At 57.6% G+C, this 19,860-nt stretch carries 11 protein-coding genes; 4 read left to right on the forward strand and 7 right to left on the reverse strand.

Features of this window, described 5'->3' with window-relative positions; genetic code table 11:
- Positions 1-258: 258 nt before the first annotated feature.
- Complete coding sequence (locus tag ACQUQU_RS05110) at positions 259-1,620, forward strand: TrpB-like pyridoxal phosphate-dependent enzyme (protein ID WP_430462173.1); 1,362 nt, start codon at positions 259-261, stop codon at positions 1,618-1,620.
- Between the two features lie 116 nt (positions 1,621-1,736).
- Here the strand turns inward: ACQUQU_RS05110 and ACQUQU_RS05115 are convergent, their stop codons facing one another.
- The 4 genes from ACQUQU_RS05115 to ACQUQU_RS05130 form a co-directional block, all read right to left on the reverse strand.
- Positions 1,737-3,998: a DUF6351 family protein gene (locus ACQUQU_RS05115; RefSeq protein WP_430462174.1), complete on the reverse strand. Its 2,262-nt coding sequence runs from the start codon at positions 3,996-3,998 to the stop codon at positions 1,737-1,739.
- A 161-nt stretch (positions 3,999-4,159) separates the two neighbouring features.
- On the reverse strand, positions 4,160-6,418 hold the full coding sequence (locus tag ACQUQU_RS05120) for a DUF6351 family protein (protein WP_430462175.1): 2,259 nt from the start codon (positions 6,416-6,418) through the stop codon (positions 4,160-4,162).
- A gap of 412 nt (positions 6,419-6,830) precedes the next feature.
- Complete coding sequence (locus tag ACQUQU_RS05125) at positions 6,831-7,535, reverse strand: pseudouridine synthase (RefSeq protein ID WP_430462176.1); 705 nt, start codon at positions 7,533-7,535, stop codon at positions 6,831-6,833.
- A gap of 57 nt (positions 7,536-7,592) precedes the next feature.
- The gene (locus ACQUQU_RS05130) at positions 7,593-8,126 is read right to left on the reverse strand and encodes a GNAT family N-acetyltransferase (RefSeq protein WP_430462177.1); all 534 of its coding nucleotides are present in this window, start codon (positions 8,124-8,126) and stop codon (positions 7,593-7,595) included.
- Between the two features lie 138 nt (positions 8,127-8,264).
- Here ACQUQU_RS05130 and ACQUQU_RS05135 point away from each other — a divergent pair, with 138 nt between their 5' ends.
- From ACQUQU_RS05135 to ACQUQU_RS05145, 3 genes are all read left to right on the forward strand, one after another.
- On the forward strand, positions 8,265-9,539 hold the full coding sequence (locus ACQUQU_RS05135; RefSeq protein ID WP_430462178.1) for a dicarboxylate/amino acid:cation symporter: 1,275 nt from the start codon (positions 8,265-8,267) through the stop codon (positions 9,537-9,539).
- A 152-nt stretch (positions 9,540-9,691) separates the two neighbouring features.
- Positions 9,692-11,023, forward strand: coding sequence for a 30S ribosomal protein S12 methylthiotransferase RimO (gene rimO / locus ACQUQU_RS05140; protein WP_430462179.1), 1,332 nt, complete (start codon positions 9,692-9,694; stop codon positions 11,021-11,023).
- A gap of 56 nt (positions 11,024-11,079) precedes the next feature.
- Positions 11,080-12,123: a tRNA-queuosine alpha-mannosyltransferase domain-containing protein gene (locus ACQUQU_RS05145; protein WP_430462180.1), complete on the forward strand. Its 1,044-nt coding sequence runs from the start codon at positions 11,080-11,082 to the stop codon at positions 12,121-12,123.
- Here ACQUQU_RS05145 and ACQUQU_RS05150 read toward each other — a convergent pair.
- From ACQUQU_RS05150 to ACQUQU_RS05160, 3 genes are all read right to left on the reverse strand, one after another.
- Positions 12,099-13,223: a response regulator gene (locus tag ACQUQU_RS05150; RefSeq protein ID WP_430462181.1), complete on the reverse strand. Its 1,125-nt coding sequence runs from the start codon at positions 13,221-13,223 to the stop codon at positions 12,099-12,101. The genes ACQUQU_RS05145 and ACQUQU_RS05150 overlap by 25 nt on opposite strands.
- 82 nt (positions 13,224-13,305) lie before the next feature.
- Positions 13,306-18,897 (reverse strand): PAS domain-containing protein, encoded by a 5,592-nt coding sequence (locus ACQUQU_RS05155; RefSeq protein ID WP_430462182.1) that lies wholly within the window; start codon positions 18,895-18,897, stop codon positions 13,306-13,308.
- Positions 18,898-19,009: 112 nt separating this feature from the next.
- The gene (locus ACQUQU_RS05160; RefSeq protein ID WP_430462183.1) at positions 19,010-19,795 is read right to left on the reverse strand and encodes a substrate-binding periplasmic protein; all 786 of its coding nucleotides are present in this window, start codon (positions 19,793-19,795) and stop codon (positions 19,010-19,012) included.
- Between the last annotated feature and the right edge of the window lie 65 nt (positions 19,796-19,860).

A 19,860-nucleotide genomic window follows, 5' to 3' on the forward strand; every position in this document is an offset into this window, starting at 1 on the left:
GGGCGCGCCTTAAACCTTTTCAAGCGGGGGCGGCGGCTTCACTGTTCGCTGGAGGGAACGCTCGGTTCGGGGCATTCGGGTAGCAGGCTATGCCCCGGTTATTTTATGAACAGACTCTGATGTACAAAACCTGAGGTACAAACGTGATGTACAGACCCTGATGCACAGGCTCTGAAGGCCTGTCTTGTGTCATGGTAAGGCGCTGGCGTTTTGGGTAGAGTGGTTGCTGACTATTTTATAAAAAAACGGACACGACCGATGAAACAGACCAAAATCCTACTGCCCGAAACCGAGATCCCGAAACAGTGGTACAACGTGGTGGCCGACCTGCCAACCCCGCCAGCACCGCCACTGGGGCCCGATGGCAAGCCGCTGGACCCGTCTGCCATGTCGCCGATTTTTGCCGACAATATCATCGAGCAGGAAGTGTCGGCCCAGCGCTGGATCGACATTCCGGAACCTGTGCGTGAGATTTACCAGCAGTGGCGCCCAAGCCCTATGTTCCGCGCGCATCGTCTGGAAGAAGCACTGGGTACCCCGTGTAAGATTTACTACAAATACGAAGGCGTCAGCGCCGCCGGTTCCCACAAACTGAACTCGGCCATTGCTCAGGCGTATTACAACAAAGTGGCGGGCATTAAGCGTCTGACCACAGAAACCGGTGCGGGTCAGTGGGGTTCTTCGCTGTCGCTGGCGGGTCAGATGTTTGGCATCGACGTGCGCGTGTACATGGTGAAAGTCAGCTACGAACAGAAGCCGTTCCGTCGCTCCATGATGCAGACCTGGGGCGGCGAGGTGATTGCCAGCCCGAGTAAACTGACCGAATCCGGCCGCAAAATTCTGGCTGCCGACCCGGACAGCCGTGGCTCACTGGGCATTGCCATTTCCGAAGCCGTAGAAGAAGCGGCCAGCCGTGAAGACACCAAATATTCTCTGGGTTCTGTGCTCAATCACGTATTGCTGCATCAGACCGTGATTGGTCTGGAAGCGAAAAAACAATTCGAAATGGTTGGCGACTACCCGGACATGATTTTCGCCCCGTGCGGCGGTGGTTCTAACTTTGGTGGTGTGGCTTTCCCGTTCTACGCCGACGAAGCCGCCGGTGGTAAAAAAGTGCGCATGGTGGCGGTTGAGCCGACCTCGTGCCCGAGCCTGACCAAAGGCCATTACGCCTACGATTTCGGCGATACCGAAGGCTTTACGCCGATGATGCTGCAATACACGCTGGGCCACGATTTTATGCCACCGGGCATTCACGCCGGCGGTCTGCGCTACCACGGTGCTTCGGCGCTGGTCTCCCAGATGTACCACGACAAACTGATTGAAGCAGTGGCTGTGCCTCAGGTCGCCACCTTCGAAGCGGGCGTTACCTTCGCCCGTGCTGAAGGCATTATTCCGGCACCGGAATCCAACCACGCCATCCGTGCCTGTATCGACGAAGCCCTGCGCTGCAAAGAATCCGGCGAAGCCAAGACCCTGTTCTTTAACCTGTCGGGCCATGGTCATTTCGATATGGTGTCGTACGACAAATACTTCAGCCATCAGCTGGAAGACTACGAATACCCGCAGTCTGAAATTGATGCCGCGCTGGAGCGTCTGCCGAAAGTCAAAGCCGACTGAGAGGCGGTTCTGCATTCCCACGCAGAGCGTGGGCATGCGGTCAGTGATAAAAAGACGGGAGCTTAGCTCCCGTTTTTTATGGGCTCTTTTTTAATGGGCCTTTTATTGTCGGCCTTTTATTGTGTCGTAGCGGCCGGCCACGACTGATCAGGCAAATGGTAATCACACACGCCGTCTGGGAAAACCTGTTCTAACTGTGTTTTATAAGGCGCCACATTAAGCGGGGCGTAAAGCCCGGAACGAATGGCGTCATTCACGCTGATGCGCTGGCAGAAAATACGGTCGCCACGAATATCGTCACCGGCCAGCTGGCGCGTGCCCTGATGGAAGGGAAAGACTTGTGTGCAGGCGCCGTCTGTTGTGTTTTCCGGCCCGGTTTTAAATACTGACTGCGACAGTAGTGCCGACTGCCAAACGCCATCGCCTGCGGCTATGAGATTACCCTGCGCATCAAAACAGCGGTCGCGGGCGTAATCCGGGATGCCAGATGCTGCGGACAGGCTGGGCTCCGATAACCACTGATCCATAGCGAAAAACGCCGGCCAGCGGGCATCAAATCCGGCGTCGCTGATCCAGATGCTTTGCCAGTCGTTATGGCCTTGGTTGGCAGCCAGAATGCGCGCCCGCGACGACAGCGCCGCCCAGCTGTGATGAATATCCAGTTTGGGGTCGAAGTACGGGCGCACATCAATAATCGGCATATTGATTTTACCGTTGAATATATTACCCGACTGCCACGCGCCGCGGGCCGCCTCCGGCTTGCCGGCGAAACGCGGTGCCGGCCACAGGGGCTTACCTTCATGGCTCATGTTGTGTTCACCGTAGGCCGAAAAATCCCGCAACGAATCATCACCACTGATCAGCCAGTAATGCTCCGGGCGCATATCGGCGGGTAATTTCCAGCTGCCGATGCGGGCGTTCAGGTCGAGGAATTGTGCGGCCGTAATCGCCCCGTTTTTCCACGCCCTTAAACCGTATTGGACGCCAACATTGCTGACCGGCAGATTGGCCAGACCGCGGGCGTCGGTGCCGTAGGCGTCGCGGTTGTCCTGCCAGTGGCTCCAGATGCTGAGTTGATTCAGCGCATCGCTGTAACGCGGATAGTGCGAATTAAAGGTCGGGTTATTCACCAGTTGTGACGAGCCGCGCCAGCTGTAATTGCATTCGGTGGCGCCCTGCAGACTGACCGGCCATTGCAGGCGCAACAGCGACGTCAGACTCGTCAGCCAGCCGAGTTTGGGTTGCAGTGTTTCACTGACCGCCAGCCCTTCAATACGCTGGCGCGCGGCGGCGTCTTCCCAGTTCGGTTTATCCGCGGCCAGATGGTCGAAATAATATTCCAGTAATTCGCAATCAAGTCCGTAGGTGGTTTGCGTCAGCATATCCGGATACGCCTGGATCGCCACGCCGCCCTGAATAATGCCTATTTTCTTCTCAGTACCCGGATGATTCTGCGCCAGCAGATACTGTTGCAAGCCGCCACCTGATGCACCAAAACCAATGGTGATATCCGGCTCACGATAGCGCGCGGCAAACTGCCGTTTAACGCGCAGGGCCGTATCTTCCTGCAGGGTGATGTTGTAGTGGTTGTCGGTTTCATTGCCGGTGGAATACAGCACCGCGAAGCCGGCTTCCAGTGCCGGGCGCATGTCTTTCAGTAACCGCGACAGGCTGACTTTGCCCTGCTGAAAGCCGATGCCAATCGCACCTTTAAAGTAATACACGGCTTTGCCATTCCAGTGGCTTACGTCCGGCGCATCGCGTGTGTCCTGCGCTGTGGTGGGCATTAACAACACATAAATAAAACGGTTAATGGTGCCGGTTTCGGCGCGCACCAAAAGGTCGGCCTTTGTGTGCGTGAGTGTGTTGTCGTCGCGGAAAAACTGATTCTGCTCATAGCCCAGATAATGCAGGCGGGTGGGCAGGCCGCAGTCTTTGGAATAGCCGGTTATCTGACCCTGTTCCAGCACCGGTGTGCCATACCCTGAGTTGTTGTCGGGCAATGGATTGCCGAGATCTGAGTCCAGCGTCTGACACATAAATGGGTATTGGTTTGCGCCGGCGAATAACGCGTTCGCAGGGCCCGCTTTTCCCCAGTCGATGGGGAAAACAAAAGTCTCGGAAGGTCGTGACGACAAAGACGGATGCGGGCCATTAAAGGGCGGAATATTCGCCGCCAGCGCGCCGGGCGGCAGGGTTTCGACCCTGGGCTGTGGTGGGTCTAAATCCAGTTTGTCGTGCAGATACCATTCAAGCCCTGTGCGTCCGATAACGGCAGTCAGCAGGACAATAATTCCGGCCAGAGTGACGCCGTAAATAAAGCGGGTTGTCTTGGAAGGGCGCGTATTTTTTTCAGCGCCGGGCTGGTGATGTTGCATAGTGCATCCTTGTGGCTATGCCATTAAACCGGGCCATGAGACAGTGCCATGAGACAGGGCCAACGGACTGAGCCAATGGCAGGGCATAAGTCCTTGAAAGGCTCAGTATGCCCAGACGCCCGGCCGGCAAATAGCCGCGAATCCGTAACTCAGTTTTGCAGTCAGGGTGTCGGGCGCGGACTGAGCCAGGACTTCATGCTGTCGGGCAGTGCCAGATCCGGCTGGCGGTAGTCGCATACACCGTCCGGAAAAATAGCCTCCAGTTTTTCCTGATACGGCGATAAATCCAGCGTGCCGTAGGTGCCGTCGTGCAGGGCTTTGCTGACCGGAATTAAGGCGCACTGGAACACAAAGCCGGTCAGGGAATCACCGGCCACCTGCCGGCTGCCCTGATTAAACGGCATGATTTGGGTGCAGGCGCCGTCGGCCTGCTGATTCCATTCGCCGTCCCACACACTGGCTCCGCTGGCAATGGTGTTGCCCTGGCCGTCTAAGCAGCGATCGTCGGCGGCTTCCGGGCGGGCGGCAATCAGATCGCCGCCGTTGCTGCGTGCATTGGTCAGCCATTCATCCATCACGCGTATGCCATCCCACATGGGGTTGTAGGGTTTGGTCGACGTCCAGATCGGATTTAAACGGATATCGGTACCGGCCTGTTGCAGACGCAGACGCGTCGACAGGGCGGCCCATGTGTGGTGAATATTCAGCTCGTGATCGAGGTACATGCGCACATCCATCACCGGAATGCTCATGCGCCCCATAAACACATTGCCGGATAAATACGCGGCTTTTGCCGCCGCCAGATTGCCGTTGTAGCGTGCGGCCGGTTCACGGATGCGGCCCTCGTGGCTCATATTCTGTTCGCCGTATGGGGTAAAGCGATACAGACGCGGGTCGCCACTTAAATGCCAGTAATATTCTTCGATCATATCCTTGGCGTCTTTCCAGCCACCGACGCGGCTGTTCAGTTCGAGAAATTCTTCGCTGCTGATCTGGCCTTTTAACAGCGCCTGTAAACCATACTGCACGCCGCGGTTGCTCCACACAGAAGGCGAGCGGCCTTCGTCGTCGGTGCCGTAAATGGCGCGGTTATCCTGCCAGTGCGTCCAGTAGGTCTGCTCGCGAACTGAGCGGGTGAAGCGGTGATAATCGCTGTGAAAATTCGGGTTATTGACCAGTGGCACCGAACCGCGCCAGCCGCTGTTGCATTCGCTGCCCGGTGGGGTTGGCCCCGGCCATTGCAGACGCAGCATCTGCGCGGTATCAGTCAGCCAGTTCAGACGCGGTGGTTTGTCGGCGGTGACACTCAGGCCCAGCACCGACTGACGCTTGGTCGCGTCCAGCCAGCGTTCGGGGTGGCTGGCGAGGTGGTCGAAATAATATTCCAGTAATTCGCAGTCCAGCGTGTAGTGCAGCTGCGTCACCATATCGGGAAAGGCAATTAAGGCCACGCCGCCGTCGATAATGCCGGGCTGATTCTGAGCGTATAAATACTGCTGCAGACCTCCACCCGAACCACCGATGCCAATGGTGAATAGCGGCTCGCCATAGCGCGCTACAAACTGGCGTTTTACACGTAGCGCTGTGTCTTCCTGCAGGCGGATGTTGTAGGTGTTGTCGGTTTCATTGGCGCTGGAATACACCACAGCATAGCCTTGTTCCAGAGCCACCCGCATATCGCGCGCCAGACGCTGCAGGCTGATTTTTCCTTGCTGAAAACCAATGCTGATGCCGCCGCGGAAGTAATAAATTAATTTACCGTTCCAGCCAGAAATATCCGGTTTATTCAGCTGATCGGCTTTGGTGGTTGGCATTAATAATACGTACATAAAGCGGTTAATGGTGCCGCTTTCGGCGCGGATCAGTAATTCGTGGTCGTCCGGCACCGGATCAAGATGGTCATCCTCGCGGCGCGGAAAACTCTCCTGCCGGTTGCGGAACCAGAGGTAATGCACGCGGGTGGGCAGGCTGCAGTCCTTGCTGTAGCCGATTACATAAGGCGAACGTTCGCCGCTGAGTGTCTGCGAATAAACAGGAATGCCCCAGCCGCTGATGTTGTCGGTTAATGGCTGTCCGAGGCCGGATTCTTCGGTCTGGCATAAAAACGGGTACTGATTTGTGCCAGCGAATAAGGGCTCAACCGGGCCTGTGGCGCCAAATTCAATCGGAAAAGTAAAGGTTTCCGCCGGTCTGGGCGTTACCGATGGGTGGGTACCCGACCAGGGCGGCAAGTTCTGCAGCCGGTTACCCGGCGGAATGCCCACTACCTGCGGGAAGGCTGAATCCAGTCCGGCCTCGTGGCGCAGCTGCTGGTAGAAGTGGTAGCCAATGCCGGTACTGCCTGCCAACAGCAGTAGGATTACCAGCACTATTGTATTTATGCGGGCCCGGGTCAGGCGGCCTCTTACTGGTCTGGTCATAAGCACTCCTTATGATCTTCAGTGTAGAAGCCGTCGTCCGTCAGTGTGCAAAAGCCTGCGTTAATTTTTGTTGAATTACATCGTATGGGCGTGGCTACAGGGTCATAAAAAGGCAGGAATATTCGCCTGAATCAGCCTGCAACGCGCATGGCATCTGGGCCGGAGCCGGGTTGCCGCAGGGTGTATTACCTGCAGGGTAAAAAGAGCGACGAAAGCGGATGAAAACCGCGGGCTTTATAAGGGTTTTGCCGGGTATCCAAGGCCAGAGTTGGAGCAAGGGGCGCAGATCAGGGTACTAGAAATCAGAGAATCAGAGATCCAGGGGCAGAGGTACTGAGTCAGAGTTCATAGCCCAGACCGGCCACAGTCCGGCATTCAGCGCACTGTGACCGAGTCTGGACTTCGCGGGTACTCAGCCGTGTGCCAGCGCGTCGATTTCGTCGTCGGTGAGCGGGCGGAATTCGCCTTCCTTAAGCGCCGGGTCGAGCTGCATGCAGCCCATTTTCTCGCGGTGCAGTTTTTCCACGTGGTTGCCGAGTGCGGCAAACATCCGGCGTACCTGATGGTAACGGCCTTCGTGAATCGTGAGCAGCACTTCGCGCTCGGTAACGCGTTCTAGCTGGGCGGGTTTGGTGGGCTCCGGGTCGTCTTCCAGCACAATGCCTTTGGCCAGCTTTTCTTCGGCGTCGGTACGCAGATCTTCCGCCAGCCAGGCGCGGTAGGTTTTCGGCTGGTGGTGCTTGGGCGAGGTTAAATGGTGCGACCACTGGCCGTCGTCGGTGATCAGCAGCAGGCCGGTGGTGTCCATGTCCAGACGACCGACTGTGTGCAGGTCCATACGGTTAACCACGCCATCCAGCAGGTCGAACACCAGCGGGTGGGTGCTGTCGCGGTGGGTGCACACATGGCCCAGTGGTTTGTTCATGATGAAGTAGCGGAAGCCGCTTTCCAGCGTCAGCACTTCGCCGTCGAGGGTCACTTCGTCGCTTTCATCCACTTTGGCCGACGCACTCTTCGGCTTTTCGCCATTCACCAGCACGCGGCCCTGTTTAACGGCTTTGGTGGCGAGAGAGCGGGTGAGGTCGGTGGTATCGGCGAGAAACTTATCGAGACGCATGGGGTAAAACCTGACATAAACGGCCGGCGATTCTACCACGGAGGGCGTCCGGCGTGATTAAGCGGATGAGGACTTTCGTAACACCACCAGATGCAGCCCCTGAGTTTTCGGCAAGCCGACGTTGGCCGCCAGCGGGTAATCCATGCGTTCGCCATTGGCCACATAGCCGCGGCGCTCATAAAAGGCCTTGAGCGGCCGGTTTTCATTCACTACCTCCACCTGCAGCACAGGCTTTTGGCTGGCGGCGTGTTGTTCGGCAAAGGCCAGTAACTGGCTGCCAAGTCCCTGACCGTGGGCTTCGGGCTGAATGGCAAAGCTGCCGATTTCCGCCACCTGAGCCAGATTACCGCTCAGGTAACGTACGCTGATGCAGCCCTGCAATGGCCCGCCGGCTTCCGAAAATGCCGCAATCACATCGCACTGCGGGTCGTCGAGCATGGCGGCTACCGCCTCGGGCTGAATACGGTCTCCAGCCACCAGGTGCTGTTCTGTGGTCCAGCGGCCGGGGCCGTCGTTGCCGCGATACGCGCGGTTGATCAGGGTGGTTAAGGCGGGAATCAGCTGGTGATCGGTCACAATATGAAACTGCATACAACACGCTTACTTTGTTTGCTGGAACAGGCCGTTACTATACGGGATGTCGGACGTGATGTCGGCCGTGTGCAGAAAACATGGTTAAATGCGGTTTACCTGTTTTGATCATTAGTATCCCCGCACAAGGAAACCGCCATGCTGTTATCCACCCGTAAAATGCCCGGCTTAAATACCCGTATTTTTATTGCGGCGGCAGTGGGCATTCTGCTGGGCGGCTGGTTGAACGGTTTGCCGGACACCGACAGCCTGCGTGCAGAGGTTCTGTACTGGGCGGGTATTCTGGGCAGCTTGTTTATTGGCATGCTGAAAATGGTGGTGATCCCGCTGATTTTTACCTCGCTGGTGGTGGGCATTGCCCATCTGCAAACACACCAGCAGGCGGGTAAAGTATGGCGTTATACCCTCGGCTTTTTTATCACCACTATGGTGCTGGCCGTGGCGCTGGCGCTGTTGGTGACCAGCTGGATAAAGCCCGGTAGCGAGCTGAATCTGGAGCTGTTTGCCGGTGCCATGGCGGATGTGCAGGCCCACGGCATGTCGGGGGGCGAATTTTTCGCGCAGATTATTAAAAGCCTGTTTTTAAATCCGGTCACTGCCATGGCCGAAGGCAAAATATTGCCTGTGGTTGTGTTTGCTATTTTTCTCGGTGTGGCATTGGTAAAAGCCGGAAAACCCGACGGCGAAAACCCGCCGGGCGGTTTTCAGTTGCTTACGGTACTGAATGAATTACTGACGCTGTTAATGCGCATCATCGGCTGGATTATGCAGCTGGCGCCGTTCGGTGTGCTGGGGCTGCTGACCAGACTCATGGCCACGCAGGATATGGCGCTGCTGACCACCATGGGCGAATTCATTGTGCTGGTGTTCGCCATCACCTTCATTCACGGCGCTGTGGTGCTGCCGGGGCTTTTATATCTGCTCACCGGCAAATCGCCGTTATGGCTGTGGCGCGGTGCGCGCGAAGCGCTGGTGACGGCCTTTGCCACCAGTTCCAGTGCCGCGACCCTGCCGGTCACCCTTAACTGCGCGCAGGACAAACTGGGTGTGCGCAAAGACGTCGCCGGTTTCGTACTACCTGTCGGAGCGACCATGAATATGGACGGCACCGCTTTGTACGAAGCCTCGGCCGCGCTGTTTATCGCCTATCTGGCGGGCATTGATCTGTCGCTCGGTCAGCAGCTGATTGTCATGCTGACCGCTATGGTGGCCTCTATGGGCGCGCCGGGTATTCCCAGCGCCGGCATGGTGACCATGGTGATGGTGCTGCAGGCAGTGGGCTTACCCGCCGAAGCCATTGCCATTCTGCTGCCCATCGACCGTATTCTCGACACAATACGCACCGCAGTGAATGTTGAAGGCGATATTGTGACAAGCGTGGTGGTGGACAGTCGCCTGAAGCCTGAAGCCTGAAGCGGGAGCTTACTGCTGCCTTAGCTCCCAGACCCCGTGCCGCGCATGACTCCACCATTGCCTTTCTGTACAATCCGCGCCCATTCCCAAGTATTCCCGGACCGCAGGCACTAACATAAGACCTGAGGCCGTTTCCCGTGAGGTTTGTTGATATGTCCAATGGCAAAGTCGGATTCGTATCCCTTGGCTGTCCTAAGGCGCTGGTGGACTCCGAGCGCATCCTGACCCAGCTGAAGCTGGATGGTTACGAGGTGGTGAACACCTACGATAACGCCGACGTGGTGGTGGTTAACACCTGTGGTTTTATTGATGCCGCCAAGCAGGAATCTCTGGACGCCATCCGCGAAGCCATGACCGAAAACGGCAAGGTGATCGTGACCGGCTGTATGGGCAAGGGCAAAGACGCAGAAACCATTAAAGAACAGAACCCGGGCCTGCTGGCGGTTACCGGCCCGCAAGCCTATGAAGAAGTAATGACCGCAGTACACGCCTGGGTGCCGCCGGTTAAAGAGCACGACCCGTACACCGATCTGGTGCCACCACAGGGCGTGAAGCTGACCCCGCGTCATTACTCGTACCTGAAAATTTCCGAAGGCTGTAACCACAGCTGCACCTTCTGCATCATCCCGGACATGCGCGGCAAGCACGTCAGCCGTCCGATTGGTGATGTGCTGGACGAAGCCAAGCGTCTGGTTGCCGCCGGCACCAAAGAACTGCTGGTGATCTCGCAGGACACGTCGGCTTATGGCGTCGATCTGAAATACCGCACCGGTTTCTGGGACGGCAAGCCGGTGAAAACCAAACTGTACGATCTGTGCAAAGAGCTGGGTGAACTGGGTGCCTGGGTGCGTCTGCACTATGTGTACCCGTACCCAAGTGTGGACGACATCATCCCGCTGATGGCCGAAGGCAAAATCCTGCCGTATCTGGATATTCCGTTCCAGCACGCCAACCAGCGCATTCTGAAGCTGATGAAGCGTCCGGCCCACGCCGAAAATACGCTGGAGCGCATCAAAAAATGGCGCGAGCAGGTGCCTGAGCTGGTCATCCGCTCCACCTTTATCGTCGGCTTCCCGGGTGAAACCGAAGAAGAATTCCAGGAACTGCTCGATTGGCTGGAAGAAGCCGAACTCGACCGCGTGGGCTGCTTCAAATACAGCCCGGTGGAAGGCGCCAAAGCCAACGATCTGCCGGACCATATTCCGGAAGACGTGCAGCAGGAGCGTTTCGACCGCTTTATGCAGACCCAGCAGCGCATCAGTGAACGTCGTCTGCAGCGTAAGATCGGTAAGCGCATGACGGTGCTGATTGATGAAGTGGACGAAGAGGGCGCTGTTGCCCGTTCGGTCGCCGATGCGCCGAACATCGACGGCATGGTGTACCTGAACGACTTCTTCGACTGCGAGCCGGGCGATTTTGTCGAAGTGGAAATCGAACACGCCGACGAATACGACCTGTGGGCGTCGCCGGTCGAGGCGGAATAAGCCAGATGACAAGGGAGGTTTTACCTCCCTTTCTTTTTTAACGGCCTGTTAAGACCATGAAAAAAATCCTGCTGTTATCGGCCTATAAATCCGACAGCCACGCCAGCTGGGTGAAATGGCTGACGCACAATCTGGCCGCCGACTGGCGCGTGCTGGAATTACCCGGCCGTTATTACCGCTGGCGTATCCGTGGTAACCCATTGAGCTGGCTCGATGAACTGCCTGAGGTTCTGATTGACTGGCAACTCGAGCGTATTCTGGCGACGTCTATGGTGGATATCGCGACGATTAAGGGCCTGTTTCCGCAATTAGCCGCCGTGCCGGTGACGTACTATTTCCATGAAAACCAGTTCGCTTATCCGCAGGGTGAGGGGCAGCATAATTCCGTCGACCCGTTAATGGTGCAGCTGTACGGCGCGCTGGCGGCAGACGAATGTTTATTTAATTCGGATTTTAACCGCCGCACCTTTCTAGACGGCGTGGATGCCTTATTAAAAAAATTGCCCGACTGCAAACCGGCAGCGCTGGCGCAGCGGTTAAGTGGCAAATGCCGCGTATTGCCGGTGCCGGTGAATCCGGTGGCGGCGGGTGAAAAAATACCGGGCCTGATGCTGTGGAATCATCGCTGGGAGTACGACAAAAACCCGCAGCTTTTCCTGCAGATTGTTAAGGCACTGGCTGAGCAGAATGCAGAATTCTCGCTGGCGTTATTAGGCCCGCGTGCCGAAAGAACGCCGCCGGTGCTGATGCAGATACGTGAGCAATTTGCCGGCAACATTGTGGCCGATGGTATGGTCAGTCGCGCGGAATACGAGCACTGGCTGGGCGCAGCCAGTTGCGTGGTCAGCACGGCGATTCATGAATTTCAGGGGTTATCGGTGCAGGAAGCCGTCAGTGCCGGTGCTGTGCCTGTCGTGCCGGATGATCTGTGTTACCGCGAGCAATACCCGCAGAATTGTCGTTACGAGGTGGGTAATGTGGCCGCGGCGGTGCAGATGATATTGACCTGCACCCAACGCAAGGCGGCGGTGCCAGAGTTTATGGCCAATGCCGCTGCCGATTGGCATCAGTGGCTTTACTGCTTGTCGAGCAGGTCGTAAAGCGCTTCCAGAATCCGTGTCAGGTTAGTGTCCAGCTTGTGGGTTTTGGCCGTGGTTTTATCCAACTGGTCGGTGGTTTCGTTGGCCAGCTGCATCAGTTCTTTTTCCTGATCTTCTTCCAGCCCCAGACTGAACAGCATGGCTTCCAGTGCCTGCACCATGCCGTTTACCGTGCGGGTGACTGACTCGGAATATTCCCGGATTTCATCGCTGGTCTTCTCAATATTGAGCTCGGCCATGGCGATGATTTCTTTCAGAAATTTAATGCGCTGCTCGTGCATCAGGGTTTCAGCCAGAATCGACTTCGCCCGGTCAGAGGCAATATCAGCCAGAACTGCCAGATGGTCTTTCAGACGCCCGTAGCGAGCTTCATCTCCGGCCGGCATATTCTTAATCAGCATCAGTACTGGGCCGCTTTGGATGATGGTGCGGATGCCCAGATGAGTAATACGCTGGCCGGATTCACGGAATTTCATCAGCACTTTGGCTTCGACCGATTCATTACCACAACCAATAAACGCAGGTTGCTCGCCGGACACCAGCACGCAGGCATTCAGCCCGAATTGGGAAGCGACCGTCATCACGGCGGCGGCCAGTTTCGGCGCCGTTTTAATGCCCTGAACTTCTTTCACAAACTGAATGATCTGACCCAGTTCGCTGGAGCTGGTCATGGCTTCCATGGCCACGTTCATGGCTTCCTGCGATTGTTTCTGTGCGGCCTTTTTGTCCAGCGTACGCTGAATGTGGTGTTCGACTTTGGCCAGTAAGGTGGCGCCGTCGATGGGCTTGGTGATGTAGTCGTCAGCACCGGCCTCAAAGCCTTCAAGACGCTCTTCCGGGCTGTCCTTGGCCGATACGAAAATCACCGGAATGGTGGCGGTCAGTGGCGACTGGCGGATCTTCACGCAGGTGTCGTAACCGCTGATGCCGGGCATGCTCACGTCCAGCAGAATCAGGTCGGGTTGTTTTTGCTGCAGAAGGGTCAGACAGGCTTCACCGCTGTCGGCCTCCTGTGTCTGATAACGGGTCTCAAGGAGGGCCGACAGCAGCATGCGGTTGTCTGCTGCGTCGTCGACAATGAGTACCTGTCCTGCATTCATAAGCGCTTATCCTGACTGCATACCTTGTTAATCAGCTTAGTTGCTTATGACGACAGCCGGCGTGTTTTTTCGTTAATCCAGATCAAGTTTGTTGTTGTACGGCTTCGACGAACGCCTTGCCGGCGTTTTCCATGTCGTGAATCAGCCCGCGGCAGACAGGTTCCTCACAGGTCTGGGCGGCTTTTTCCAGCTGGCTTGCTATGTCATGCAGTTGATTGGCGCCCAGATTACCGGTTACGCCTTTCATGCTGTGGGCCACCGAGCGGATTTCATCGACATCGCGCGCATCCAGCGCCTCCTGCAGCGCTTTCATGCGTTCGGCGAAGCCGTCGGCAAACATAGTGGCCAGACGGTTAAGCAGGTCATCGTCGCCCATCAGGCGCTCAATGGCGGCGGCACGGTCCCAGACGACTGCCGCTGCGGGCGCTTTGGGCGCCGCGACGGCGGTTGCCTTGCGACCACCGGTTTTGCCCTTTTTCTGCAGCCAGCGGGCAATGGTGCGCAGCATTTCGTCGGCGCGGATCGGCTTGGTCAGATAATCATCCATGCCCGCCGCCAGACAGCGTTCGCGGTCGCCCTGCATGGCGTTGGCGGTCATGGCGACCACAGCAATGCTGCGCATGGCTTGTCCGGCGGCGCCTGAGCGGATTTCCCGCGTTGCTTCAAAACCATCCATTTCCGGCATCTGGCAGTCCATTAAAACCAGGGCATACGGGTCGTGATCCGGCGGTGTGCCGAGTTTCAGCAAGGCTTCGATGCCGTTGTTGGCGATGTCGACCTGATAGCCGGCAGCGGTCAGCAACTCGCTGGCGACAATCTGGTTAATTTCGTTGTCCTCGACCAGCAACAGCCACTGGCCGTCGGTCTGAATACCATCGTGGCTGGTGGTGCGCGCCCGAAGTTCTTCCTGACCGAAGATGCTGAGCAGGTTGTTGAAGGTCACCGGTTTCGGGAAGTTGGCATTGATACCGGCCTGGCGCAGCTGTTCGGGGTCGGCCATGTAGTTCATCGGCGTCATCAGCACGATGCGGGTACTTTCCGGCAGCAGGGCATTGCGCAGCTGCCGCGCAAGTTCCAGCGTCTTGGCATCGGGCAGTGACAGGTCGAGTACCAGAATGTCCGGGGTCATCTCGTTCAGCTGGTGCATCACCTCGGCGCCTGAGCGGCAGGACACCACGCTGGCATCCCACAGAGTCAGCTGACGGCAGAGGCTGATCAGCTGGCTTTCGTTGGCCTCCGCCAGCATGACGCTGAGGCCTTTAACCGCTGTTGGCGGCAGGGCGGGGACCTCGGCTTCTGTGTGTCCGAGCAGGGCGGTAAAGGTAAAGCAGCTGCCCTGTCCGGGGGTCGAGCTCACTTCAATATCGCCGCCCATCAGACGACAGAGGCGGCGCACGATGGCCAGACCAAGGCCGGTGCCGCCGTAGCGGCGGGTGGTGGAGGCATCGACCTGACTGAAGGCTTCGAACAGACGCTCACGGGCGTCGTCGGGAATGCCGATGCCGGTATCGATGACCTTACCGCGCAGCAACCAGTCGGCGCCGGTGTCTTCCAGCTCCAGAACCAGCTGCACTTCGCCACGGCCGGTGAATTTAATGGCGTTACCAAGCAGGTTGGTCATCACCTGACGCAGACGCCCCGGGTCGCCGACCACTTCTTTGACCGGTACTTTGTGCGTATCCAGAATCAGATCCAGATCTTTGTTCTGCGCCAGCTGCGCCATGTTTTCGGCCAGATCGCCGACCATATCCAGCAGGCTGAACGGAATCGGCTCCAGCTCAAGTTTATTGGCTTCAATTTTGGAGAAATCGAGAATGTCGTTGATCAGGCCGAGCAGGGCATTGGCGCTGCTGACCGCCAGATCGATGCGGTGCAGTTGTTCGGAATTCAGCGGCGTGGCACGCAGCAGATCGAGCATGCCGATGACGCCGTTCATCGGTGTGCGGATCTCGTGGCTCATGCTGGCGAGGAATTCGCTCTTGGTGCGCGCGGCCTCTTCGGCCTGCAGCTTGGCGTCGCGCAGCGCCAGTTCATCGGCTTTCTGCTGCGTGATGTCGCGGTAGCTCCACACCCGGCCAGCGACGTCTGCGTCCATCATCATGGGCAGTGAGGTGCGTTCAAACACCCGGCCGTCTTTGAACTCGAGTAAATCGAAAACGCCTTCGTGCGGATTGCTGAACACTTCGCCCAGCTGGCGGCGGGTGCGCTCCGGATCGGTCAGCTGCGGCAGCAGCAATTCCTCGGCCACTTCGACGTAGTCGCGGTTCAGTATATTGGCGTTGCGCAGCCGCCACTGGTGCATGTACTGGGTGTTCCAGCGGATCACGCGGTTGTGGCGGTCGGTCACCAGAATGCCGTTGTCGGTGGACTCCAGTGTTGATTCCAGCAGCGACAGCGACTCCTGCAGACTCTGTTCTTTCTGCTTGAGCAGCGTCACGTCGAAGCACACGCCGACCACGCGCACGGCCACCTGATTATCATCAAAGATGAACATGGCGGCGATTTTCAGATGATGGTCTTTACCATCGGCATGGCGGATGCGGTATTCGGTGTTGAGGCCGGCCTGTTCCTCAAACGCCTGAGTAAATTCGTGGGTAACCCGTTCACTGTCGTCCGGATGCAGCAATGCCTGCCAGCTGCGGAAGTTGATGCCGCTTTCGTCGTTCTTACGCTGGATTCCATGCAGCTGGTACATACGTTCGTCCCAGACGCTGGTGCTGGTGGCCAGCTCCACTTCCCAGATGCCCATGCCGGCGGAATCCGCCGCCAGCTGCAGACGACGGTTGCGTTCACCGAGGCTGGCTTCAGCCGCTTTACGGTCGGTGATGTCGAGGTGGGTGCCGATCATGCGCACCGGGTTTTTGTGCTCGTCCCATTCCACAACACGCCCTGTATCGATCACCCAGACCCAGCGGCCGTCTTTATGGCGCATACGCGCTTCGCATTCATAACGCTCGGTGACGCCACCCCAGTGCAGCTGCAAGGCCAGTTCGGATTTGCGCAGGTCATCGGGATGCGCCAGACGGGTCCAGGTGTCGACGCTGTGGGGTTCCAGCTCACTCAATGAATAACCGACGATATTGGCCCAGCGTTCGTTGAAGATGACGCGCCCGCTGGGGATGTGCCAGTCCCACAGGCCGACGGCGGTGGCTTCCATCACCAGCTGCAGACGCTCGTTGCGGTCGCGCGCCGCGTTCTGCGCACGGACACGGGAGTCGATGTCCTGGAAAGAGCCATACAGACGCACACAATGCCCATCTTTGAATTCGGCATGGCCCTGGGCGGCTACCCAGATCTCGTGCCCTTTGGCGGTGACGATCTGCAGTTCTTCGTTCCAGGGCTCACCCTGCTCTACACCGGCTTTAACCAACTCACCGATGCGCTCGCGGCTTGCCCCTTCTTTGTAGAAACTGATCGCGGTCGTGACGTCCGGCACGTAGTCGTCCGGTACTTCGTGAATACGCCGCGTCATGGACGACCAGTAGAGTTCATTGGTTTCCAGATTGAGGTCCCAGACGCCGATGCGGCCCATTTCACTCATGCGCTGCAGCAGGTTCTGCTGCTGGCGCATCTGTTGTTGTTTGAGGTCGATTTCGATTTCGCTGCTGATCCAGCGACCGATCAGTTCAATCAGTTTCAGGTCGTAGGTACTGAAGCCGGTGCGGGTATCGGGCTCGGCCGCAGAAAAGCTGATGGTGCCCACGGCCTTACCATCGACCCGCAGGGCAACCCCGATATAGCTCTCAACGTTTTTATCCGGGTAAAACGGATGGCGGATCGTTTTGCCTTCGGCCGCTTTGTGAAAGGCCAGTGGCCGGTTCGAACTTAAGGTGCGCGAGCCGCTGAAATGCACAAAGGGGAAGGTCTGACCCGGCTGAATGCGGGCATCCGGGCACACCAGATGGCGGATGCGCATGCCGTTGTCGGTAATGTCGGTGACCAGACCATAGGGCAGCCCGAATATCCGGCAGCCGAGTTTCAGAATCTGATGAATTTTCTCACCCGATTCAACATTGGACGACGAAATGGCGTGCAGTTCCTGCAGTGCATCGAACATGTGCTGTTGTTCGGTCACGTCGGTACGGATGGCGATGTAGCTTTCAATGGTGCCGCGCTCGGACAGCATGGGCACCAGCGTACTGTTCACCCAGTAAAGATGGCCGTCTTTGGCGCGGTTACAGAACTGCCCCCGCCAGACCTTGCCCTCGCGCAGGGTGCGGTACATATCGGCGTAGGTTTCCTGGCCATGCACACCGGATTTAATGATGCGGTGGGTTTGACCAATCAGTTCGCTTTCGCTGTAGCCTGACACATCGCAAAACAACTGGTTGGCGTAGGTGATGACGCCACGGGCGTCGGTAATGGCGACGATGGCGTGGTGGTCAAACGCCGACTGCAGCGATTGCAGGGACTTAAAGGCGGCTTCGGTTTCGCGGTGGCTGGCTTCGACCGAGGCGTGCATTTCTTCCCGGCTGATGATCAGGCGTTCCAGCCCTGCGGAGAGTTCGTTAATTTCGCGGATGGCCGAATGGGGCATGTCGTCACGGCCGATGCCAGAGCTTGAGGAGCGCGATGCTTCGCCCATGATTCGTACCAGCTGGCTGATCGGCGACGACACGAAACGCGCCGTCAGACCGGCACCGATAAACACCAGTATGGTCAGTACCGAGCCCAGCGCAAGCAGGTTGGGCAGGGCGGTGAGCACATCCAGATCGATCAGCCGCAGCGGTACCTCGGCCACCAGATACCAGTGCTGGCCCAGCATTTCGATGGCCACTGCTGTGCCCAGAACGTCTTCGCCGTCGGCGGCGCGGTAGCTGTTGGCCCTGCCAAGATTGTCGCGCAGCAGAATATGACGCTGACGCGGTGGAATATCCGGTGACAGCTCCTGAGAATTCTCAATGGCGCCGAGCTGAAACATGGCGTTGGCGTTTAACAGGTAATAGCGGTTTTTCTGTGCCGGGTGGCGGTTCAGCAGGGCGTTGATGTGGTCGGTGCGCAGCTGAACCACCAGCACGCCTTCGGCTTCCCCTTCCGGGTTGTTGACCGGCGCGCTGAGCCAAAGGGCCGATTGGTTGGCAGACGGCGGATACGGCTCTATGTTCGACAGGTAATTTTCGCCATCGCGGAGGGTGCGGCGAACCACGTCGGCAATGCCGGTATTGCGGAAGGGGCCGTCGATCAGGCTGGTGCCCAGATCTTCTTCCAGCGCCAGCGAGTACAAAATGTTGCCCTGACGATCGGTGAGCAGGATGTCGTAGATGTAATCGTAGGTGGCAACCATGGCCAGCGTAGCGCCTTCGTATTCATGAACGATGCGCTGGAATTCACGGGTGCGGACAAAGCGGTCGGGCGGTAACCCTGAGGTTTTGATGCCCTGACTGACGGCCTGAAGGATGGGTAGGAACTGAAACGAACGCACCTGATACTCGGCGTCCATGACCCGGTATTTGAGCCACGACAGCAGGGCAGTCTGCTCCAGCTCGGCCGCCGCAATCAGCTGGGTTTCGGCCTGATGGCGCAGGTTCTGGCGGGTGTCGTGAAAACTCTGCCACGCCAGTATCAGAAGGGGGGCCAGAGCCAGGAACAGCATGGGGACGAAGATCTGCCAGCGCAGTGACTGCTGATGCAGTGTACGGGCTGCGCCGCTCTTCTTTCGTGGCTCAGGTGTCATGCAGAGGCTTCCTTGTACGTCTGCAATTCAGCTTAGCAGCTGGTGCTGAAACGTCAGGTCGCCTCTGTTATTGATGCCCCGGGTTATTCTGGGCGCTGAACATTGGCACCGGTTACTGACCCTGAACCGCGTCGGTCACTGAGGCCGGCACTTCGCTTTCCCATTTTTTATACAACGGCTGCAGTTGTTTCTGACGCATCAGCTCGGGTACGCGTTCGTTGTAGATGCTGATCAGCACCTGCGACAGGGGGGTGTTGGCAAAGCCGACGTAGACGTCGGTGCCTTCCGGCATTTCGCCCATCCGGTACAGGGTCATGTCTTCTTTGCGCTCGGCGACAACGGCGGCAATTTCATTCCATTCGTCAATCAGGTAGTCGATTTTGCCTTCCTGCAGCAGCTCAATGCCCTGTGCGGTAGAGCGATACTCCACCAGTTCGAAGTCCCGCTTGTCTTCGGTGATCAGGTCGTAATCTTTGATCCAGCCCACGCGTTTGCCCTTGAGGCTGGCAACCCCATCCCAGGGCAGCTTTTTACTGGCCATAGACAGCACTGACATGTACTCAACGTCGAGGGCGTAATCGGGGAAGAGCAGGTCTTCTTCGCTGTCTTTGTACTCGCCGGCGATGGCGTTATAGACCTGATACTTGGTGACCATTTTCATCGCCCGGTTCCAAGGCACGTTGGCGGTTTTTACCTTGACGCCGACCGGCTCATAAATGGTTTTCAGTACGTCCCAGTACAGACCGGTACCGTCTGCGTTGGTCTGGCCCTCCCACTCGGGCGCCACGACGCTCATGGCTTTGATGTTTTCGCGCAGGAACACGGTGTTTTTACCGTCATCGGCGGCGTATGACTGGGAACTGGAAATCAGTATCAGAAGGGTCAGCAACTTGTTCATCGGAAGGCCTTGGCTTGTTATCTCAGATTAAGCGTAACAAGCCATTGCCGGTCCTTCCGCGTCGG

The sequence above is a fragment of the Thalassolituus sp. LLYu03 genome, assembly GCF_050507655.1.
Taxonomy (GTDB): Bacteria; Pseudomonadota; Gammaproteobacteria; order Pseudomonadales; family Oceanobacteraceae; genus Venatoribacter.

Coding starts and splice junctions, on each gene's coding strand:
- ACQUQU_RS05145 (WP_430462180.1), top strand. CDS start 11,080: ATGAAAAAAATCCTGCTGTTATCGGCCTATAAATCCGACAGCCACGCC.
- ACQUQU_RS05110 (WP_430462173.1), top strand. CDS start 259: ATGAAACAGACCAAAATCCTACTGCCCGAAACCGAGATCCCGAAACAG.
- ACQUQU_RS05115 (WP_430462174.1), bottom strand. CDS start 3,998: ATGCAACATCACCAGCCCGGCGCTGAAAAAAATACGCGCCCTTCCAAG.
- ACQUQU_RS05125 (WP_430462176.1), bottom strand. CDS start 7,535: ATGCGTCTCGATAAGTTTCTCGCCGATACCACCGACCTCACCCGCTCT.
- ACQUQU_RS05135 (WP_430462178.1), top strand. CDS start 8,265: ATGCTGTTATCCACCCGTAAAATGCCCGGCTTAAATACCCGTATTTTT.
- ACQUQU_RS05160 (WP_430462183.1), bottom strand. CDS start 19,795: ATGAACAAGTTGCTGACCCTTCTGATACTGATTTCCAGTTCCCAGTCA.
- rimO (WP_430462179.1), top strand. CDS start 9,692: ATGTCCAATGGCAAAGTCGGATTCGTATCCCTTGGCTGTCCTAAGGCG.
- ACQUQU_RS05130 (WP_430462177.1), bottom strand. CDS start 8,126: ATGCAGTTTCATATTGTGACCGATCACCAGCTGATTCCCGCCTTAACC.
- ACQUQU_RS05120 (WP_430462175.1), bottom strand. CDS start 6,418: ATGACCAGACCAGTAAGAGGCCGCCTGACCCGGGCCCGCATAAATACA.
- ACQUQU_RS05150 (WP_430462181.1), bottom strand. CDS start 13,223: ATGAATGCAGGACAGGTACTCATTGTCGACGACGCAGCAGACAACCGC.
- ACQUQU_RS05155 (WP_430462182.1), bottom strand. CDS start 18,897: ATGACACCTGAGCCACGAAAGAAGAGCGGCGCAGCCCGTACACTGCAT.